Source organism: Saprospiraceae bacterium (genome assembly GCA_016719615.1).
Lineage (GTDB): Bacteria > Bacteroidota > Bacteroidia > Chitinophagales > Saprospiraceae > Vicinibacter.
Map to the genome: position 1 here is coordinate 267,949 of JADJYQ010000001.1, position 19,167 is coordinate 287,115.

Annotated in this window: 15 protein-coding genes; 4 read left to right on the forward strand and 11 right to left on the reverse strand. The window is 39.1% G+C overall.

The window, feature by feature from the left end:
* Window positions 1-236: 236 nt before the first annotated feature.
* Window positions 237-731 (reverse strand): hypothetical protein, encoded by a 495-nt coding sequence (locus IPM92_01140; protein MBK9107004.1) that lies wholly within the window; start codon window positions 729-731, stop codon window positions 237-239.
* 79 nt (window positions 732-810) lie between these two features.
* Here IPM92_01140 and IPM92_01145 point away from each other — a divergent pair, with 79 nt between their 5' ends.
* Entirely contained in the window at window positions 811-1,377 is a 567-nt protein-coding gene (locus IPM92_01145; GenBank protein ID MBK9107005.1) for a CvpA family protein, read from the forward strand.
* A gap of 369 nt (window positions 1,378-1,746) precedes the next feature.
* Here IPM92_01145 and obgE read toward each other — a convergent pair whose 3' ends face one another.
* From obgE to IPM92_01160, 3 genes are all read right to left on the reverse strand, one after another.
* Complete coding sequence (gene obgE / locus IPM92_01150) at window positions 1,747-2,739, reverse strand: GTPase ObgE (GenBank protein MBK9107006.1); 993 nt, start codon at window positions 2,737-2,739, stop codon at window positions 1,747-1,749.
* Between the two features lie 12 nt (window positions 2,740-2,751).
* Window positions 2,752-3,327 (reverse strand): adenylate kinase, encoded by a 576-nt coding sequence (locus IPM92_01155; GenBank protein MBK9107007.1) that lies wholly within the window; start codon window positions 3,325-3,327, stop codon window positions 2,752-2,754.
* Window positions 3,328-3,427: 100 nt separating this feature from the next.
* Window positions 3,428-8,977, reverse strand: coding sequence for a gliding motility-associated C-terminal domain-containing protein (locus tag IPM92_01160; GenBank protein MBK9107008.1), 5,550 nt, complete (start codon window positions 8,975-8,977; stop codon window positions 3,428-3,430).
* 103 nt (window positions 8,978-9,080) lie between these two features.
* Between IPM92_01160 and IPM92_01165 the strand changes: the two genes are divergently transcribed.
* Both IPM92_01165 and IPM92_01170 read left to right on the forward strand, forming a co-directional pair.
* Window positions 9,081-9,464, forward strand: coding sequence for a DUF1801 domain-containing protein (locus IPM92_01165; GenBank protein ID MBK9107009.1), 384 nt, complete (start codon window positions 9,081-9,083; stop codon window positions 9,462-9,464).
* 208 nt (window positions 9,465-9,672) lie between these two features.
* Window positions 9,673-10,746, forward strand: coding sequence for an isoaspartyl peptidase/L-asparaginase (locus IPM92_01170; protein MBK9107010.1), 1,074 nt, complete (start codon window positions 9,673-9,675; stop codon window positions 10,744-10,746).
* A 30-nt stretch (window positions 10,747-10,776) separates the two neighbouring features.
* Here the strand turns inward: IPM92_01170 and IPM92_01175 are convergent, their stop codons facing one another.
* The 4 genes from IPM92_01175 to IPM92_01190 all read right to left on the reverse strand — a co-directional run bounded on the left by IPM92_01175 (window position 10,777) and on the right by IPM92_01190 (window position 13,898).
* Complete coding sequence (locus IPM92_01175; GenBank protein ID MBK9107011.1) at window positions 10,777-11,325, reverse strand: C40 family peptidase; 549 nt, start codon at window positions 11,323-11,325, stop codon at window positions 10,777-10,779.
* Between the two features lie 121 nt (window positions 11,326-11,446).
* Entirely contained in the window at window positions 11,447-12,226 is a 780-nt protein-coding gene (locus tag IPM92_01180; GenBank protein MBK9107012.1) for a hypothetical protein, read from the reverse strand.
* A gap of 68 nt (window positions 12,227-12,294) precedes the next feature.
* On the reverse strand, window positions 12,295-12,900 hold the full coding sequence (locus IPM92_01185; GenBank protein ID MBK9107013.1) for a 50S ribosomal protein L25: 606 nt from the start codon (window positions 12,898-12,900) through the stop codon (window positions 12,295-12,297).
* Between the two features lie 65 nt (window positions 12,901-12,965).
* Entirely contained in the window at window positions 12,966-13,898 is a 933-nt protein-coding gene (locus tag IPM92_01190; GenBank protein MBK9107014.1) for a ribose-phosphate pyrophosphokinase, read from the reverse strand.
* A 54-nt stretch (window positions 13,899-13,952) separates the two neighbouring features.
* On the opposite strand from IPM92_01190, the gene IPM92_01195 reads away from it, so the two are divergent.
* Window positions 13,953-14,375, forward strand: a complete 423-nt coding sequence (locus IPM92_01195) for an SET domain-containing protein-lysine N-methyltransferase (GenBank protein MBK9107015.1) — start codon at window positions 13,953-13,955, stop codon at window positions 14,373-14,375.
* 520 nt (window positions 14,376-14,895) lie between these two features.
* Here IPM92_01195 and IPM92_01200 read toward each other — a convergent pair.
* The 3 genes from IPM92_01200 to IPM92_01210 all read right to left on the reverse strand — a co-directional run bounded on the left by IPM92_01200 (window position 14,896) and on the right by IPM92_01210 (window position 19,047).
* A complete protein-coding gene (locus IPM92_01200) occupies window positions 14,896-16,128 on the reverse strand; it encodes an HlyC/CorC family transporter (protein MBK9107016.1) in 1,233 nt (410 codons plus the stop codon).
* 277 nt (window positions 16,129-16,405) lie between these two features.
* The gene (gene lptC, locus IPM92_01205; protein MBK9107017.1) at window positions 16,406-16,960 is read right to left on the reverse strand and encodes an LPS export ABC transporter periplasmic protein LptC; all 555 of its coding nucleotides are present in this window, start codon (window positions 16,958-16,960) and stop codon (window positions 16,406-16,408) included.
* Window positions 16,957-19,047 (reverse strand): gliding motility-associated C-terminal domain-containing protein, encoded by a 2,091-nt coding sequence (locus IPM92_01210; GenBank protein MBK9107018.1) that lies wholly within the window; start codon window positions 19,045-19,047, stop codon window positions 16,957-16,959. Before IPM92_01210 ends, lptC begins: the two co-directional genes overlap by 4 nt.
* Window positions 19,048-19,167: the final 120 nt, after the last annotated feature.

Genomic DNA, 19,167 nt, shown 5'->3' on the forward strand with positions numbered 1-19,167 from the left:
AGTCATTCGTTCGTACCCTATTGTAGAGTGCCTCAAAAATGCTGGATGATTTATTTTAAAATAACTCCAATATGAATTGACACTAACCAATCTGTAAAATCAAAAGTCCATACAAGCTTTTATTGTATGTTTTGGCCTTCGATTTTAAAAGGGAATCGAGAGGTGATTTTAACAGCAGACTTATTGGTTTTTTCTTGTGGACAAAAGTTCTTATGCATTCATCGCTAAAATTTTCATCATCTTTTTCTTTTCGCGAAAGTTGGAAAAGAAACGCTTCCAAAATGGGAACAGCGGGTCGATACAGGATCCCGAAAACGATACTTACTGCTAAATTGATAAAAAAAATTGCTCAATTTATCATATTGCATATGCCTGGAGTTGGGCTTTGGAAAATATACGATATGTTGTAAACTTCCATCTTCATTGAAAAAAATATTGATCCATAATTTAAGTCCATTCAAATCAAATCCGTTCTCTTTAGCACTGTCTTCAAAATCCAATAGAACTTCAGTCCAGGCATCAAAAGCAAGTTGAAGGTCATCATTGAATATATAAAGAAGAGGCTTATCATACCTAACCATCATTTTTTCATACAGATTTTCGTACTCGCCAATCATAAAAACCCTAGGTAGTTGTACAGATTCCTGTTGACCGATCAAATCTTTATTTAATTGACAGTAGACTCCGGATTGGAGTATGAGCAAAAGATATATGATAAAATATTTTAACATAAAAAACCTTACAAATCTAGCATTTATGTAGCAATTTAGTTAAAATCGGCTTAACTTTCGGCTCTTTAATCAAATTTTTATGTTTATTGATATAACTTTTGCCATCCTCATAGGCCTGAGTTTTTACCTGGGCTATTCCAAAGGTATCATTAAATCCTTTTTTGGCATCATCAGTATTGTATTGGCGGTGCTTGTAACACTCAAATTCTCTTTTCTGCTGATCGGTTTGATAGAGCAATTGTTTGGCATGGATACGCGTTTTTCGATCATCCTCGGATTCCTCCTGACTTTTTTAATGGTCATGCTAGGTGTTAGAATGATAGGAAGAGGCCTGGAAAAAGTCCTGGAAACGGCACAAATCAACTTTATCAATAAGATCATTGGTGGTTTATTGAGCACTTTTATAGCCCTGACGCTTTATAGTTCAGTGATCTGGTTTCTGAATAAAGTCAAATTAATCGATGCTTCCACCAAAAATGATTCTAAATCTTACGCGATCCTGGAATCTTTTCCCGAAAAATCAAGATGGATCTGGGATAAAACCAAACCTATTTTCTCAGAATTTTGGGATAAAACCCAAAAAGCTTTGGATGAACTGGAAGTCAAAAAGCAGGAAAAAGAGCCCGCATCTGGAAGTGAATTGTAATTTACTTTTACGGATTCCAATTAAAAACTAACTAACGTACGTTAGTATGAATAACTGCATTTAAAAACTTCAAATAGTTTTTCAAGTAAACATTGGTTTTAGATCAATTTTAAATTGTAAACTTAAATAGTACAGTACGATTTAGATTTCTTGATAAGTAGCTTTTTATTTATAACCACCGGCATGGGTGATATTGTTTCAATATTTACAACACTATTAGCACCTGACCAAATCAACCGGAATAAAACACCTGGATCTACCATTGCTAAATTGAAAACTATAGCTGAATAAGCTAGGTGTTAGCTTTAACAATTGCAGTTTTTAAGAAACAGAGCCGGAGATTGGATGATATCAAAAATCCGATGAGAATTACCTATTTAACTGTGTCCATAACATATCCTTTAATTCCTCAAGACCTTTTTGCTGAACTGAGGAAATGAAAACCACGGGTAGATCTGAAGGTAAATCTTTTTTAATGAGGTCTTGCCATTCCGGTTCTACGATATCCATTTTGGTGATGGCAAGTAAGCGCGGTTTATCTAGGAGTTCGGGACTGTATTGCTCTAATTCATTCAGTAGAATGCTGTAGTCCTTCTGTATATTTTCACGATCACAGGGAATCATAAACAATAAAACACTATTTCGTTCGATATGTCGTATAAATCGTAAACCAAGTCCCTTGCCTAAGTGTGCATCTTCGATAATTCCAGGAATATCAGCCATTACAAAGGATTTCCCTTCTCGGTAAGCTACAATTCCCAGATTAGGTACCAGGGTAGTAAAAGCGTAATCAGCTATTTTGGGTTTAGCAGCAGAAAGCACTGAAAGCAAGGTGGATTTTCCAGCATTTGGAAATCCAACCAATCCTACGTCTGCTAAAATTTTTAATTCGAGAATTTTCCATCCTTCCTGGCCTTCCTCGCCGGGTTGTGCATAATCAGGTGCCTGGTGAGTAGGAGACTTGAAAAAAGTATTGCCCATGCCGCCTCTCCCTCCGGGCATTAAAATTTGTTCTTCACCGTGTTCAGTGATTTCAACTTCCTTGTTTCCTGTTTCAGCGTCAATGGCAACGGTACCCAGAGGAACTTCAATAATCATATCTTCTCCTTCAGCGCCGGTTCTGTTATTTTCACCTCCGTTTTCTCCGGGCACCGCATAAATATGTTTCCGGTATTTTAAATGGAGCAAAGTCCAAAGTTGTGAATTCCCCTTTAAAATTACATGGCCGCCTCTTCCACCATTTCCACCGTCAGGTCCTCCTTTCGGATTATGTTTGCTGCGAAAGAAATGGACAAAACCTGCACCACCTTTCCCGGAACGAAAGAGTATTTTTACATAATCGACAAAATTTTGTTCGGCCATTTATGATTATAATTAAATGAGTGGATCGACCATTGCACACAATCTACTAAAAATTTCATGGATACTTCCGACTCCATGAATTTTATGTGACTTTTCAAAATGGGCATAGTGTTCATACACAATCGCGGTTTCCTGATAATAGACCTGGATTCTCTTGCGTATGACCTCCTCGTTGCTGTCATCTGGTCTGCCAGAAGTGAGCCCTCTATGGAGCAGTCGTTTCACGATTTCGTCCTCAGGAACTTCTAATGCCAGTAATACACTGATTTCTTCTCCTTTTTCACATAACATTTCATCGAGTGCATCAGCCTGTGCAGATGTTCTGGGAAAGCCATCATAAATAACTCCTTTGACATCAGGCATGGATTCCACTTTTCTTTTAAGCATAGCAATGGTGACTTCGTCAGGTACCAATTGTCCTTTGCTCATGTATTCCAGTGCTTTTAGACCCAGTTCTGTTTTTTGCGATGTTTCACTTCTAAAAAGATCACCGGTTGAAATATGGGCCAAACCATATTTTACAATGAGATTTTCTGCTTGTGTACCTTTTCCACTTCCGGGAGGTCCAAACAATATAATATGAATCATTTTTTAAAATTAAGGCGCAAAGATAAGAGGGAGTTGGAGTTATCAATCATATGTCAGGCTAAATGGCTGTCCATTTAGAATACATTTACATTGGTCAGAATCATTTCAATAGACTGACGTTGCCTTTTTTGAATATCCTACGTCCTTCACAATCAAATTGGAGAAAATAAGCAAAAACATCAGGATGCAGGGTTTTCCCCCGGTATCTGCCATCCCAGTAAATGTTTTGGTCTGCAGTTTCAAAGACAATTTCACCCCAACGGTTAGCAATTCTTAAATTAAAATTTTCCAAAATTGGGCCACGTATCCTGAAATAATCATTCGATTGGTCGCCATTCGGAGAGAATGCATTTGGAATACCTATGGGCAATTGCTCGCAATCGGTAACTATTAAACGGACCAAAACATCAAGCGCATGTTTGCAGCCCAAAGAATCTGTTATGATGACGGTGTATAATGTATTTTTTGTTGGGCTGGCCAAAGGACTTGAACAGTCGGTACAACTCAAATCCTGGGCGGGCATCCATTCGTACCGATATCCCGGAGTCACATATAATGATGCCTTGTCTCCTGCCTGGATAAGCGTATCCGGACTGATCTGAAATCGCGTCGTATCACTATTAAAATAGAAATCAAATGTATCTGTACTCGAACATGCATCATCATTTGTATAATGCAAAACATACCTCACGGGATTGCTCACATTTATTTTTTGTAGAATCTGCTTTGGATTTATGATTGCAGGGCCTGACCAAAAAATGTTTTTACGCGATCCGCCATCTAAAATGATGTCTTGATTTCTGCAAACTTCCTCAATGGTATAAAGCCCTTCTGTCGGAGGAAAGTTTAGTATTTTATAAGTATAGATCCGCTTGCAGTTTTCATTTTCCGATAATTCCAATACAAAACTATCAACAAGAACCTGTTTAATTGCATTCGAAAAATACCATTGTTGCTGACATGTATCACATGCAGATGGGCTCATGGTCCATTTATAATTTTTCGCCAGGTGAAAAGTATTGCCCAATAAAAGAGAATCGCCGAAACACAAACTATCACAAAAGGTATAAATTTGAATCGAGTTGATCGCGGCATGTAAAGTATCACCTTGGCAAATACACGGATTTTTTAATATGGATAAAATATAATGGCAACTTAAAGTATTGGGTATCTGGATACTCGCCTTATGGTTATAGCGGGAATTCGTTTTCAAAAGGTCTGCGGAAAAATTAAAGATATGCACCAGCGAATCATTTGTTTGAAGCACACTGGTTTGTTCACGATCTATGAATAAACCAACGCACAAAACCGAATCTTCCAAAAACTCGGCTCCGGAAGTCAGGAGATCGAAATTTATATTCAAATGTGCTGAACTGTCTTCCATAAGACTCAGATTTTCCAAACGAACGTTTGTTAGTAATTTTGACATAGGCACTTCGATTTGTCCGGTGACGATAAAAACAGAACAATCCATTTGACTTGCTTTGCAATATGCATTACGTCTGGTATAAAACTCCAGCTTTATGCTATGATCACCACACTTTAAAAGCTCCCATCCCTGGACTTCAAATTGAAATTGGATGATTGAATTTGCAGGAATACCTTCCGTAATTTTAAATCGGATCAACCATTCATCTGCCGTTTCTTCTGTGACTAAGCTTGGGCTTCCCAAATTTTGTATGGGTTTAAAACTATTCTCAAGCAAACGCAGGGGTTTAGGGAAACGGATCAGGCAACTGTCATTGAATTGTGAAGTCTGATCCATCTCAAATTCAATTTCTAAGAGGGGATTAATATTTTCGCATGTTTTAGGAATCATAGATTTTACCTGGGCTCTGATTCTTGGGACTTTCGTCACTCCATCAATTTCTATTTCATTGCCAGCTTTGCGGATGGTATTGCTTGAAGAATTACACAGATCCATACCTGTGGCAGTATAAATAAAATAATTGTTGGCTTCTATGTCGCAACTCGTCAGAGCTGTAAATTTAATTTGAATGCTGTTTTCCGGCTGAAATTGAATTCCAGAAAGTCCCTTTATTTGAAGTGGCATAAGTAATTCGCTAAGTTTCCAGACATATGTTTTTCCATTGACCCAAACAGGTAGTGGTAGCGGAATAAAACTGGAACCTGAGGGATATGCAACATAAACGGAATTAGGAATTATCGTAATTCCATTTGGAATCTCAATAAAAAGTTCCGGCTGATAGGCTGTTCCTTTATTGGCGTTGAAAAACTCAAGCATTATTTCTGATAGGGTATCGCAAAGCAATGTAGTTTTTTGTTCCTGCCGGATATCCAGTTCCAATTCTGGTTTGGCAGGTATGACCGGTATGATAATTTGAGTACGCAGGCATGTATCCAATGACATTATAAGGGCTAACGAATCACAAGACCAACTGGAATATATGATCAGGGTATCCTGTTCACAGGATTTTTCAAAGCCACTCATTTTAAAAATGTATGTACTGTCTTTTACAAAAGGACCAAGTAAAATACAAAGTGGATTAATATCGTTTATAGGTACTTTAGGTTCTGTTACTATTTTGAACTGGTCAACAAGACCTTTGGCAGATTGCATTTCAATTTTTAAGAAGCCAGCTTCTTCCTCAACCGGGTATAAAAGATCCCACAACAATTCATTTGAAGAAATATAGAGTTCTTTTTGTTTAAACTCAAGTTTATTCCCGGGATTGAGTAAGCGGTATTCAAGACTACTGTTAATAGTATATCGGTTGTATAGTTTTTGCACATCCGGAGCTATCCAAAAAATACTGTCCCGACCACTGCTTATAAAATATTGGAATGTTAAAAGGACTTTGTCATTTTTCAACACACTGCAACGATCTACTACCAAATGTGGAAAAAATTCCAGTACATGTGATTCATCCCATATGATAGCTTTGAGTTGATCAGGGTCCACGTAAAAGAAACCGTTGCGTTTTTGTGGTAACAGAAAAATTTTTCGAATGAGCTGTTGTCCGGATGAATCAAAGTAAGATGAATAAACCCAAAGCGTATCCAGGGTGATTCCATCCGGTAAAAAATATTTAATGCTATCGAGAATTGTTATTGGACGAAATTCATTTTTGAAAAAGTCTGAAAGGTTCTTATTTCCTTTAATAGTGAGCGCTTCCAATTGTAAGGCATTATTGCAATAGTAGATATCCGTAGCCGGCAAAGAGATGATTAGCCCAGGTGTTGCTGTTGCGAGCTGATGACTGATAACCTGACAAGAATATGGAAATAAAAATCCTGAAGTCCGGCTGAAGAGTTGAACATAATTGGCTATAGAAGTATTATAAATCCGGTCATTCACATTTCCAAGAAATTTGAAATGAAGTTTTACTTTAAAACGATCTCCGTTTTTGATCAAAGTATTTGGTGGAACTCCACATTTTAATATGAGAGAATCTATAGGTAATGAAAAGCGATGTCCAGAACCATAGGATTCACTTCTGAGGGCAATTTTACCACAGACTACTGATGAACCCTGACTGGAGTATTTTCCAATTGAATCAAAAGTACAAGTATAACTTAGCCCTGTTTCCTGATTGTAATACTCCATTTCCGCTTTGAAGGGGACCAATATTAAATCATGTGAAACGAGAAAAACAATGGAATCACTAGTGAAATTTTGAACATCGGCCACAATTTCAGCTTCAAAAATATTTATCAGAGTATCACCAGTAATGAATCTATTTAATTGTACATCACCAGTATCTGCTTTTCCGGTTCCGTCATTGAGTCGATTTCCATCTTTATCACTGTCGTAAATATTTGAACGATAAATGGAAGAATTGAAATGAGCATATGCGGGAATGGTATCTATTTGAAAATTTAAACTTGAACAATTCATAGAATAGCCAAAGAGAGCTCTTAAACGAGGTCCGCAACTACAAATTCCATCATCATAACAATTCAAACTCAGTTCGCTGCAAAGTAAACCCTCAATTTTCAAAGTATCGTTTTTGTTTTCTTCGCAAGAAGTAATAAACCTTCTTGAAGTTCCGCCCAGGGTTTTTAAACAAGGAGCTTCACAATCTACTTTTAAAGGGATTGAAAGTAGGTGAAGTTTTTTTTCAAAAAATCCGGGCCTGTACTGGAGGTAGATTAAAGATGCACTAGGGTCCGTATTGTCATAATCAATATTTATGGGGCGGATTCCTTCTAAAATGAAACTTGAATCCAATAATATTAAACCGCATGGTATGACGAGGAGTAGGTCTATAGGTGCGTCATTGATGGTTTGATTTACGCGAATACTGTCGTGTAAATAAATAGTGCTGTCTTTTGTAAATACTTTTGATTTGTTTGAGGTGCCGAGTATATGTGAAATGACCTGTGTTTTTCTAAGATCTACTGAATATTCGAGTGGATTCAGATTCATAGAAACTGTATTCTTGCACGATGTGATGTAGCGGTAATTATAAAAAAATGGAAACTGATTGCCATTAAATTGTGGCGAGATGAGTATGCGACCGTGTAAGGTAATTTGTTGTCCCGGTAAAATGGGGCTGATGGAAAGTAAGGCCTGTTCAGCAAAAGAACCCTGGGCACAATTGTTTCCGTTAAATTCATCGATAGTCTCGATTGAAATTATAGACGCATTGCCCTGAATCCTGAAACTATCGATTAAAAATGAAAATACTTCTGTAGAGCTTGCAGGATATTCTGTCAATAAATCTAATAATAGACTGTCAGCTCTGCGGGTCCCGGTATTTTGAATGTGCATTTGAAACTTCACACCTTCAGGTTCACAATGACAAGATGGGGCCTGAACATCAATGGAAAAATTTAATCGCGCATTTCCGGACGGATTCGTAAAGATTACATCTGCTGTTTCCATATCCGACTGGCAAAAGGATTGTGAACATCCCCAGGATACCGAAAAATTTGAATGGATGGTTTTGGCTTGGCAGTTGCTATCCATTAATATTTCTTCTATAAAAATCGATTCATTTCTTTCAAACAAAGAATCGCGATCGCCTATAAGGATAAAATCTTTACTGCTGAAATGCAGTTGCAAATTTTGAAGATCCTCCATCAAAAGGGTTCCTGAATTGGATGTCAATTTTAAAGGATCATGTTGGTCTGTAAATGTGAACTCCTTTATTGGACCTAACCTTGAATTGAGAATTTGTATGGTTCGTTTCATTTGATTACCTGCTTCAATAATGGTATCTCTCACCTGGGGGATCACCAGAAATCCTGTTTCGATCCGGTAAGGTGGTTCGGTAAGCAGGGAATCAATTCCTGAAGAATGTCTGAATATTAATTTATTTTGAAATAATGCTCCACTGTTAACCTGATCGAATAAGGAACAACTTATTTCAAATTGCAATTGGAGTATGCGTTTTTCACCAACAGCAAGTGGTGTAAGTGTAAACTCTGGTTGATGTGGAATGCTAAGGTTAAACTCAGTTGCATTGACTGCAGAACCCTGAATATAAGAAGTTCCAGATGGTAAAATCAATTGAAAATGCAGATTACTAAGAAGACTTGACGAACTGTTTTCCACTTCAATTTTCAGGAGACTATTTCCGCAGACAAAAGCACTGTCTTCCAGGCTATGATGGATGATGAGACTCTGCCCATGTAAACCACTGAAGAGTGATATCCAGATAAGGCTTATAACAATCCGTTTCAAAACTTAGGCTTTGTTGTAAACAAAGATAACCAAAGCAAAGTAGTAGATTGTTAAATTTGGAGTCTTCAATAAATTTCTTAATAACTTTATATGAAAAATTAATATGGCCAAAACAAAGAACAAACCATACGGAAGTATTAAATTTCAAAACATCGATCAGTATCATAATGCTTTTTCAGAACCTGTAAAAACTCGCTTAAATGAAATAAGAGACATCATTCAACAAACTGCACCACAAGCGGAAGAATGCATAAGTTATAATATTCCGACATATAAGCTCAATGGAAACTTGGTACACTATGCGGCTTTTAAGTCACATCTGGGATTTTATCCGGCTCCGGAAGCCATTACTTTATTCAAAAAGGAACTGGAGCCTTATAAAACTTCAAAAGGTGCTATACAATTTCCTTTTGAACAGGAATTGCCAGTCGGATTGATCAAACGCATTGTTCAACATCGCGTTCAGGTCATGCAGCATAAAATTTGATATGGCTGGCTAGATAAATCTGATAAATGCATTTAAAAGTAGCAGAAACATTCTAAGCATGGGGCTCTGTTAAGTTAGAAGAGTGAAATCGGATATTTTTTAATGAATCACGTATGTATAGGAGATTTATGAGGTATTCAAATTGGGACCTAATGGAAAAAGAATTATTTTTGATGAAATCGAAAAACGAAGCTAAAATAAAAAAAATATGAAAAAAAAGTTTGTACCTGGACAAATTCTCAAGCTTCATTTAGGAACCATAAATCAGATCCAAACTTCGCGTTTACCCGGCTTTGGATTTTTGTGCTTCATTCTTATTTGCAGCACAGTTTTGGGTGCTCAAAAAAAATCAACATGGGCCATCGCTATTCACGGCGGTGCAGGAGCAATTTCCAGGCAAAATATGACTGTAGAAAAGGAAGCAGCCTATCTGAAGGCATTGGAGCAAGCCTTATCCATTGGTGAGGGTGTATTACAAAATGGAGGTACAGCACTTGATGCGGTTGAGCAAACGATTGTGTTTATGGAAGATTGTCCTTTATTCAATGCAGGAAAAGGAGCGGTTTTTAACCGGGAAGGAAAAGTGGAATTAGATGCAAGCATCATGGATGGTGCTACACATTCGGCGGGTGCAGCCGGCGGTGTTCAGGGTATCAAGAATCCTATCCGCCTGGTCAGGGCTATTATGGAAAAATCACAACATGTTTTTTTAGTCGGAGAAGGTGCTAAAGCTTTTGGAATGGAAATGAGAATGGATACTGCAGATGCGAATTGGTTTTATACGGAAGAGCGATGGCTGCAACATTTGAATACCTTACAAAAATTGAAAACAACTAATACAGGGGCACTTCAAGAAGATAACGAACGTTCGTTAGGCACAGTGGGTTGCGTGGCGTTGGATCTCCGTGGAAATCTTGCAGCCGGCACATCGACGGGTGGCATGAACAACAAGCGATGGAATCGCCTGGGCGATAGCCCGGTGATTGGTGCCGGTACCTATGCAGACAACAGAACCTGTGCAGTTTCCTGTACCGGACACGGAGAATATTTTATTCGGTATGCTGTAGCACATGATTTGCATGCAAGAATATTATATGGAAAGCAAAAATTGCATAGAGCCGCGGAAACCATTATTCATAAGGAATTAAAATCGATCGGTGCAGAAGGTGGATTGATTGCCATAGACCGATTCGGAAATATTGCAACTCCGTTTAATTCGAATGGTATGTACAGAGCCTGGTCTAAGAGAGGGGAAAGAGAAATTAGGATTTATAACGAATGAATGCGCTTAAATGAAAATGATAAGCTAAGCTTAATGCTGAGTTAACAAGTTTTCAGGAAGATAGGATTCAAACTGATTGATGCGTAAAATTTTGCGCAGCCAATAGTCAGATGCTAGGATGTTTTCATGAATTACTCCTTTAGACGAAGTACTATGTATAATGTATAATTCATTTTTTTTATTGCTACAGATCAGTCCGACATGGCTCACTTGATTCTTAGTACCAAAAAATATGAGATCCCCGGGCTTGGCAGCATCGAGATCAATTTCCGTTCCCTTGTTTATTTGGTCTCGTGAGCTGGGTCCTATGCTTAATCCGGTTTTTGAAAAGAGAAATTGTACCAAACCGCTGCAATCGAAACCATCTGTATTTTTTCCAGCACGTTTATAGGGCGTCCCTAACAATTGCATTCCATTCGATAGAATGCTTTCTCTCATTTTCCAGGGATCATTTTCGTTTAGTTTTTGATCGCCAACGACTACTTTGGGCGCGGAACATGAAATACAGAGACAAACCACCAAAGCCAAGCAGCCTTTAAGGCCAGGATATGTATGTCGTAAAATAAGGATAATATTCATACAAGCTGCAATATAATAAGATTATACATATTAAATAAATATTTAATATATTTTTAACTATCTGGAAAGCAGGAATGATATAACGCCTTAGGAGCAGCTTTGTTTAAACTCGTTATGATGCTTATTTGAATTCAAACAGGTCCCGGTCTTTGAGAAAAGGGTAGGCCCGGCGATATACCTGGAGCGAAGCAAGATCCAGTTCAAGCTGAGCGATGCCATGGGCTGAATTTAGATGGACCATAGGTCTTCCTTCAAAATCATAGACTGCAGAATCCCCCTTATAGTGAATTCCCATTTCATCACTTCCAATTCGATTGACGCCTGCCACAAAACTTTGATTTTCGATAGCCCTTGCTGGCAAAAGGCTATTCCAGGCAAGTTCTCTTTTTTCAGGGAAATTGGCAACAAACACGATGAGGTCGGCGCCATCTTCATTTCTGCACCAAACCGGAAACCTCAAGTCATAGCAGATATAAAATGCAATTTTCCAGGAATTGAGCTCAAGTATCATTTTGCGTGAGCCCGGGCTATAGTGTTGATGCTCGTTGGCCAGGGTAAAAAGGTGCTTTTTATCATAAAACGAGGCTTGGTCACTTTTGGCTCGGACTGCGATTAAGCGATTATAAAATTTAGATTCTTCCTTGATGATGAGACTCCCTGCAACAGCGCAATTAAACATGTCTCCAATTTTTTGCATCCAAATGCGCGTAGGTCCGTCCATGTTTTCTGCGAGCCTATCCGAAGCCATGCTAAATCCGGTCGTAAACATCTCCGGGAAGATCAGAAGGTCAGTAGGCTGTTTAAGTTGCTGGAAAAGCAATTGTTCTATGGCCTCTCTATTAGCAGCTGGATTTTCCCAAATTATGGGGATTTGGCATAAACTAAGGCGTAGGGAAGACATGTTTAAAGTTTTCCACAAAATACAAAAGCCGGCTTTGGGCCGGCTTTTGTATTATAAAAAAGGGATTATTATTTTTTAGCAGGAGCTCCAGCAGCGGCTTTGGTCTCCTCAGCAGCGGCACCTTTCAGAGCACGTGGAATTTCAACACCTACAACCGGCGTACTAGCTGGATTTACGATTTCAACACCTGAAACGGGGATGATATCGCGAACTCTCATGGTTTGACCCAAATCGAGTTTGGTAACGTCCAAATAAACTTCAGGTACAATGTTTTCGGAAGAAGCCTTAATGTGGACGGTGCGAATTCTTTGAACCAGTTTACCACCCGATTTAACACCAACTGCGGCACCTTTTAAAGTCACGGGAACCTCCACTTTTACAGGAGTACCTTTGATGAGCTTTAGAAAATCCAAATGTGTAATTTGATCGGTTACAGGGTGAGTTTGTACTTCTTTTAAGATGCAACGGTGAGTCTGTCCGTTGAAGTTTATTTCTGCAACCTTGAATTTTGGAGTGTACAACAAGGCTTTCAGTTCAGAAGGTTGAGCATTAAATTGCAAATTGCCTTCTTTAGAATACAAGACACAAGGCACAACACCTTCTCTGCGGTAGCGGTTAGATGCAACTTTTCCGGTGTCTGTTCGAGGGCTGGCGTTGATAACGACGGTTTCCATAAATCAAAATTTTATTAAAATCCCTTTTAGGGAGCGCAAAGATATAAAAAGATGGAAAATGTCAGCTATTTATCAATAAAAAGTGCCTCGATGGAGCGATGTTCGTGCGTATTCCGGATCGCCTTAGCAAATAATTTGGCAGAATTGAGGACTTTGATTTTTGAGCTTGTGCGATTTAAAGGGATGGAATCGGTTACGATCATTTCCGAAATTCGACTGTTTTCAATGTTTTCGAATGCTTTTCCCGATAATACAGGGTGGGTACAGACGGCTTTAACATCTAATGCACCTTTGTCTATTAAAGCTTGACTGGCTTTACAAAGTGTTCCGGCAGTATCTACGATATCATCGACCAGGATGACTTCGCGGTCTTTCACATCGCCAATGACAGTGATATTTTCAACTTCGTTGGCTTTTTTGCGGTATTTATCGCAAATGACCAGGTCTTTTCCAAAATGTTTTGAATAACTCCTTGCCCTTTTTACTCCGCCCACATCTGCGCATGCAAAAACCGTATTTTCCTTCATATAGGAATCCAGAAAAGGCATAAAGATGGCTTCGCTTTTCAAATGATCGAGAGGAATGTCAAAAAACCCCTGGATCTGGTCAGCGTGTAGGTCCATGGTCATAATTCTGTTGGCGCCGGCAGCCTGAAGTAAGTTAGCTACGAGTTTTGCTGAAATGGGTACTCTGGGCTTATCTTTTCGATCCTGCCGGGCATACCCAAAATAGGGGATAACGGCAGTGATGTAACCACCGGAAGCCCTTTTGGTAGCATCAATCATGAGCAAAAGCTCAAAAAGGTTTTCGGAAGGCGCGTATGTTGACTGAATGAGAAAAACATAACTACCGCGCACGGATTCATTAATAACCGGTTGCATTTCTCCATCGCTGAAACGCAGTAGGTTCAATTTTCCGAGAGAATCGCCGTAATGGTCGGCAATATCTTCAGCAAGCGCCCGGGAAGCGGTCCCGGAAAATAATTTAACATCCTGCATGAGCATCATATACTGGCGCAAAGCTAATAATTTTACAGCCAATTGAAAAGCAACATGCAGAGATTAGCAGGTTTATACATTGCAAATGTTCGCAACAAGGGGCGAGCTGTTTTTTGTGCAACGGACATACCCAAAGGGGCTTTAATCGAAATTTGTCCGATACTCATTATTCCGGAGAATGAAGTGGACATCATCCACCACACCGAATTGCACGATTATTATTTCGTTTGGGGTGATAATGATGAACAGGCAGCAATAGCTTTGGGTTATGGATCACTTTATAATCATTCGTATAGCCCCAACTCCGAATATATTTACGACCCGGACAATGATTGTATCGAGGTACATGCCATCAAAAATATTCCGGCAGGAAAAGAGATCACATTTAACTATCATGGCGATCCCAATTGCAAAGATGCCTTATGGTTTGATAAAAAAGGAAAACGGATGCTGCGGTTAAAAGCAAAAATGAAATGACAGGATTTTACGGATGGAGGAGATTTACTGGATGGAATGGATTCTGGAGCTAGGATCAAAGAGTCCCGAGATGCAGAAATTAATCAGTAAACAGGTGATGATGATTTCGGAAGGAGCAAATTTCAGAAATTAAAAAAATAATTTCCATTTTTTGTACTAACATTCGTTAGTACGTGTCTTTTTCTATCTGACGATCCTGCTTACCAATAATCCTACTCTTGCCTACCTGCGGCAGGTAGTTCATGATTTTCCTAAAAGGCTACCAATATTTTGTCCCTACGGGACATGTAAAAGATTAAAGATTAAAGTGCAAAGTGCAAAAAGACAAGCTTTGTTGCAACTAAAGTTATGAGTAATAATTTGAAAATAATTGAATAATATTTGAACTAACATTCGTTAGGGCTTGTTTTTTCCTACAAGCCTACAAGCCTACAAGCCTACAAGCCTACAAGCCTACAACAAGCCTACAAGCCTACAAGCCTACAAGCCTACAAGCCTACAAGCCTACAAGCCTAAATTCCTACACCCTCTCCACCCGGATGGTTTCGATCTTCGTATCGCTGACTTGCTCCGCAGTAAATTTGTATCCATCTTGTTCAAGGGAAAGGCCTTGTTCGGGAATGTTTTCTAAGCTAGCAACGAGGTAACCGGACAGTGTATGGTAGTCTCCTTTGGGAAGTGAGATTGCGTAAGTATCTTCCAAATAGGATAATTCCAATCTTCCTGAAAATAAATATTCATGATCTGAAAGACGCTCTTCAAAAAAATCTTCTTTATCATGTTCATCCTCAATTTCTCCGAAAATTTCTTCGAGAATATCTTCAAGTGTAATGATTCCTGCTGTACCTCCAAACTCATCTACAACACAGGCAATTGAGAGATGCTGCTTGTTCATTTTCAACATCAGATCATAAACGTTCAGGGTTTCCGGAACAAAGGGAATCTCCATAAAGATGGATCGGACATCTGTAGGATCTTTAAACATTTGCTGATGGTGGATGTAACCCAAAACATCATCAATATCGCCATCGACAACTATGATTCGGGATAAATTTGAGGCAGAGAATGCCTTTATGACTTCTACCATAGGATCGGATACATCTACATACACCATTTCAGTACGGGGAACCATGCAATCTTTGACTCTTACCTGTTTCAGATGGAGCGCGTTTTTTAATATATCTGTGTCCACATCTTCTTCTGATATCGAAATGGGTCCTTCCAAATAGGTTTCCAGGTCGTCGTGTGAATAGTCGCTGGGTGTACTAACGTACGTTTGTTTAAATAGTTTGCGGATGATACGGTTGGAGACAAAGGACAATATTTTCGAGGGAACGTACAAAAGTTTGGACAGTATAAAAATGGGATAGGCAAAACTCTGTAGAAACAAATTGGCATAGGTTCTGAATACGAGTTTTGGAAAAAATTCACTGATCATGAGTATGACTGGCGCTATCATGGAAATTTGGAGAAATAAAACGAAAACGGGATTCCACCCAAACGCTTGCAAGGTGTTTAACAACATGTCGCTGAGCAGGTAAATGAGGACTACGATACTTAAAGTTTTACCGACCAACATGGATGCTAAAAATTGGTTGGGTTTAAGGTACAATGCAGTCAATATCCTGCTGCTCCCAAATCCTTTATTCTTAAAAACGTCTAAAGCAAATTTATTTGCAGATAGAAATGAAATCTCTGCTCCTGCAAAAAGCAAGCTTAATAAAATAAACAGGAGGATGTATAGTCCCAACATGGGTCAAAGATACGAAAAGAGAGCCTGTAGGCTTTTAGGTGTGTAGGCTATTAGGCAAATAATTAAGTAAACTTAGAGGGGATGTAAGGAAATCGTTTAAAATTCTAATGGAATGTCAGCATATTTGATAAAAGTTTAAGCTTTGCAATGCGTTTCATTGGTAGATGTCTCCAGGTCGAAGTTGTAAAACACACCCGATCAAACAAGAAACTAATTCTAAGTCCTCGGGCAGTCAAGCAGTCAAAAAGTCAAACCGTGTACTTCAAACATTCCGTCTTTACTCCTCCTTAAATAACTTTTCGGAGGGAATGATCGCATCTATGGATTTGATCGTTCCTTCCCGGAAATTTTGGTCGGTTTCAAAACCGTATCCCTGCAGGATTTCGTTTTTACGGATGATGCGTACAAATTTGTCAGTGAAGAGACGGCCGGCGGTTTCATTCCAGACGAGCTCGGCTGTTTTTAAAAGCTCACCTCCGGCACTGGAAAAAACGACACTGTCTTTCATGTAAGTTTTACCCTCCGCATGGACGCGAAGGGCATATTTTGAAGACAATGTATTGCTGGCTATATTGCTGTTATTATAAAAATAGGCTAAAAATCCTTTTGGAAATTCTTCTTTCAGTTTTCCGGATTCAATGTACCGGATCATTTCCGGAGCCTGGATTCGTATTCGGATTTCAGCAGAATCACTGTAGCGGATATGGACGTTTTGAAAATATTCCTTATCTTTTAATTGCGCTGCATCCAGATCTGATAATTCTTTTTTTTCTTCCTGGCAGGATAAGAGAAGGCTCGCGATTAGAATGCAATAATTGGAAATAATTTTCATCGCAAAAGCGTAAGATCTCCACTTACCGTTTTTACAAAGCCATCCAGGAAGCGCCCTTTGATTTGATACACATAAACTCCGGGCAGGCAATTCTGATCTCCGGATCTTCCATTCCAGCCACTCGTAGGATTTTTTGGAATCAAATCTATTGCTCTGAACACGAGGTTGCCCCATCGATCGAAGATCAGCATTTCATCAATATTTAAAAGCGATTTGCTACCTCCTGTAAAAAAGATATCATTGATATTATCCCCATTCGGACTAAAAACATTGGGTGGATAAATTTCATAATTTTTTCGGACGCGAACAAAAAAACTATCTACTCCAAAACACCCTTTACTGTCGGTTGCCTGTAAGGCATAATACCCGTCATTAAATGGAAGTGCATTTGTATTTTGGCAGCTAACACAATCTATGCTATCTCCGCGGTACCATTGGTATTGATAAAATCCAGCCGGGATCACAGATGCATTTAAATCTATTATATCACCAAGATCAATTTCAATATCGCTTCCGGCATTGGGAATAATTTTTTCGGGTTCTTTAATGTCTATTTCAATCGTGTCGACACATCCTTTTCGATCTTGTACAATGATGATATGTTTTCCTGCCGGAAGATTTGTGAAGCGACTGGTCGGACTAAAATCCTGTCCGTTTAAGCTGTATTGGTAATAAGTGATTGGAACACCACCAATAATATCTTCAAAAGGAGAACCCTGATCACCGCTTATAGCTATCATGCCATCGCTATCACCAAAACAAGTTACATCGCGCAAGCTGTCTATTTTTAGGGTCAATGTGGGCAAGTCGTCACAACAGGGTTCAGCTATCAATCTACGAATGTCGGTCACTTTGCAACCGGTACTCGTTTCAATGGTCATGGTAATATATTTTTCACCAACTGAACTGTACCTTACAAAATGGGGACCTTTTCCATTGGCAGTTTGCGGTATTGCATCCTTTCCAAAATTCCAGGTCCATCGCAATATAGTACCCTGGTTAATGTAGGAAGAATCAACAACCATGAAATCGGTTTCACAGCGCAATCCCGTCGGAGGTTCAATGCCAAAATTTGCGACTGGTCCCAAAAATTCTCCCGTGCCACCCCAATCTATAGAAAAGCCAATACCGGTGTTCGTAAAATTATTAATGACCAGAGTGTAGGCTTTACCTTGTTGCATATCGATAAATTTGCAGTAACCATTTTCACCACTGTTGCAATTGAGATCTTCCGTGATATCGGGATCGGTGAAATTGAGCCCGGTTGGGCCGGCGCAAGGTGGCGCTGTAGCATTACATCTCAGTACTTGCTTGTCTGCACAATTGTGAATGCCGCTTGGGAGCTCATAGATGGCAAAATCGATGTCATCGGACGGATTGAGGGGATTTAAAGTAAAAGTTAAGCTACCATCGTTTGCAGCTACCCATGAATACCAAACGGAAGAAGATTCAGAATTGGTGGTATTGTTGTCACCTAGACAGCTATCGAAAGCTTCATCTGAAAAAAGTCCGCTGCCGGTCAGGCTTTGGACCACAAAAGGAGATTTATCGCATAAAACGGTAGAGGCCGGACAATCCTGTTCTGCTTTAGCAGGAGGATTAAAATTATTAATGCATAATTGAAAGGTACCGGTGGCATTGTTTATGCCATCGACTCGGATAAAATAATCTGCACCAACCACCAATCCGCCCTGGTAGATATTGACGATTCCATTTCCCATAGTTGCTGCGCCACATTCCAATTCAGAAATGGTACCACCACAAATTCCACGATATAAAGCAACCATTGGTGCCGACAAAGTTCCACCCGGAGTTCCACCCCTGTTTGTGCCAATGATTGTGATGCTTACATCTGTAAAAAATGCTCTGAAACGAAACCAAACATCTCTGCCTGTACTTGACCAGCAGGTCGCTGAACCATATCCCGAAGGAGTAGCTGCAACGTTTGTATATTCTCCTGTTTTGCTGCAAAATTTGGTTACATCCCCAATAATAATGGGATTGTTGCAATTGTCATTGGATGGTTGTGCCCATAATTGAGCCCAAGAAAGCGAAATAAAAAGGCACGATAAAAAAACCTTGTTCATAGAGATCTTTGATTCATAACGCATTTTATAAGTAAAAAGACACTATAAACCCTGATTTTGTGTTAAAATGTGGAAAACTTGCCCAAAATTATTAAAAAACAGATTGACTTTGTAAATTAA

Coding starts and splice junctions, on each gene's coding strand:
- IPM92_01140 (MBK9107004.1), bottom strand. CDS start 731: ATGTTAAAATATTTTATCATATATCTTTTGCTCATACTCCAATCCGGA.
- IPM92_01145 (MBK9107005.1), top strand. CDS start 811: ATGTTTATTGATATAACTTTTGCCATCCTCATAGGCCTGAGTTTTTAC.
- obgE (MBK9107006.1), bottom strand. CDS start 2,739: ATGGCCGAACAAAATTTTGTCGATTATGTAAAAATACTCTTTCGTTCC.
- IPM92_01155 (MBK9107007.1), bottom strand. CDS start 3,327: ATGATTCATATTATATTGTTTGGACCTCCCGGAAGTGGAAAAGGTACA.
- IPM92_01165 (MBK9107009.1), top strand. CDS start 9,081: ATGGCCAAAACAAAGAACAAACCATACGGAAGTATTAAATTTCAAAAC.
- IPM92_01170 (MBK9107010.1), top strand. CDS start 9,673: ATGAAAAAAAAGTTTGTACCTGGACAAATTCTCAAGCTTCATTTAGGA.
- IPM92_01175 (MBK9107011.1), bottom strand. CDS start 11,325: ATGAATATTATCCTTATTTTACGACATACATATCCTGGCCTTAAAGGC.
- IPM92_01180 (MBK9107012.1), bottom strand. CDS start 12,226: ATGTCTTCCCTACGCCTTAGTTTATGCCAAATCCCCATAATTTGGGAA.
- IPM92_01185 (MBK9107013.1), bottom strand. CDS start 12,900: ATGGAAACCGTCGTTATCAACGCCAGCCCTCGAACAGACACCGGAAAA.
- IPM92_01190 (MBK9107014.1), bottom strand. CDS start 13,898: ATGCAGGATGTTAAATTATTTTCCGGGACCGCTTCCCGGGCGCTTGCT.
- IPM92_01195 (MBK9107015.1), top strand. CDS start 13,953: ATGCAGAGATTAGCAGGTTTATACATTGCAAATGTTCGCAACAAGGGG.
- IPM92_01200 (MBK9107016.1), bottom strand. CDS start 16,128: ATGTTGGGACTATACATCCTCCTGTTTATTTTATTAAGCTTGCTTTTT.
- lptC (MBK9107017.1), bottom strand. CDS start 16,960: ATGAAAATTATTTCCAATTATTGCATTCTAATCGCGAGCCTTCTCTTA.
- IPM92_01210 (MBK9107018.1), bottom strand. CDS start 19,047: ATGAACAAGGTTTTTTTATCGTGCCTTTTTATTTCGCTTTCTTGGGCT.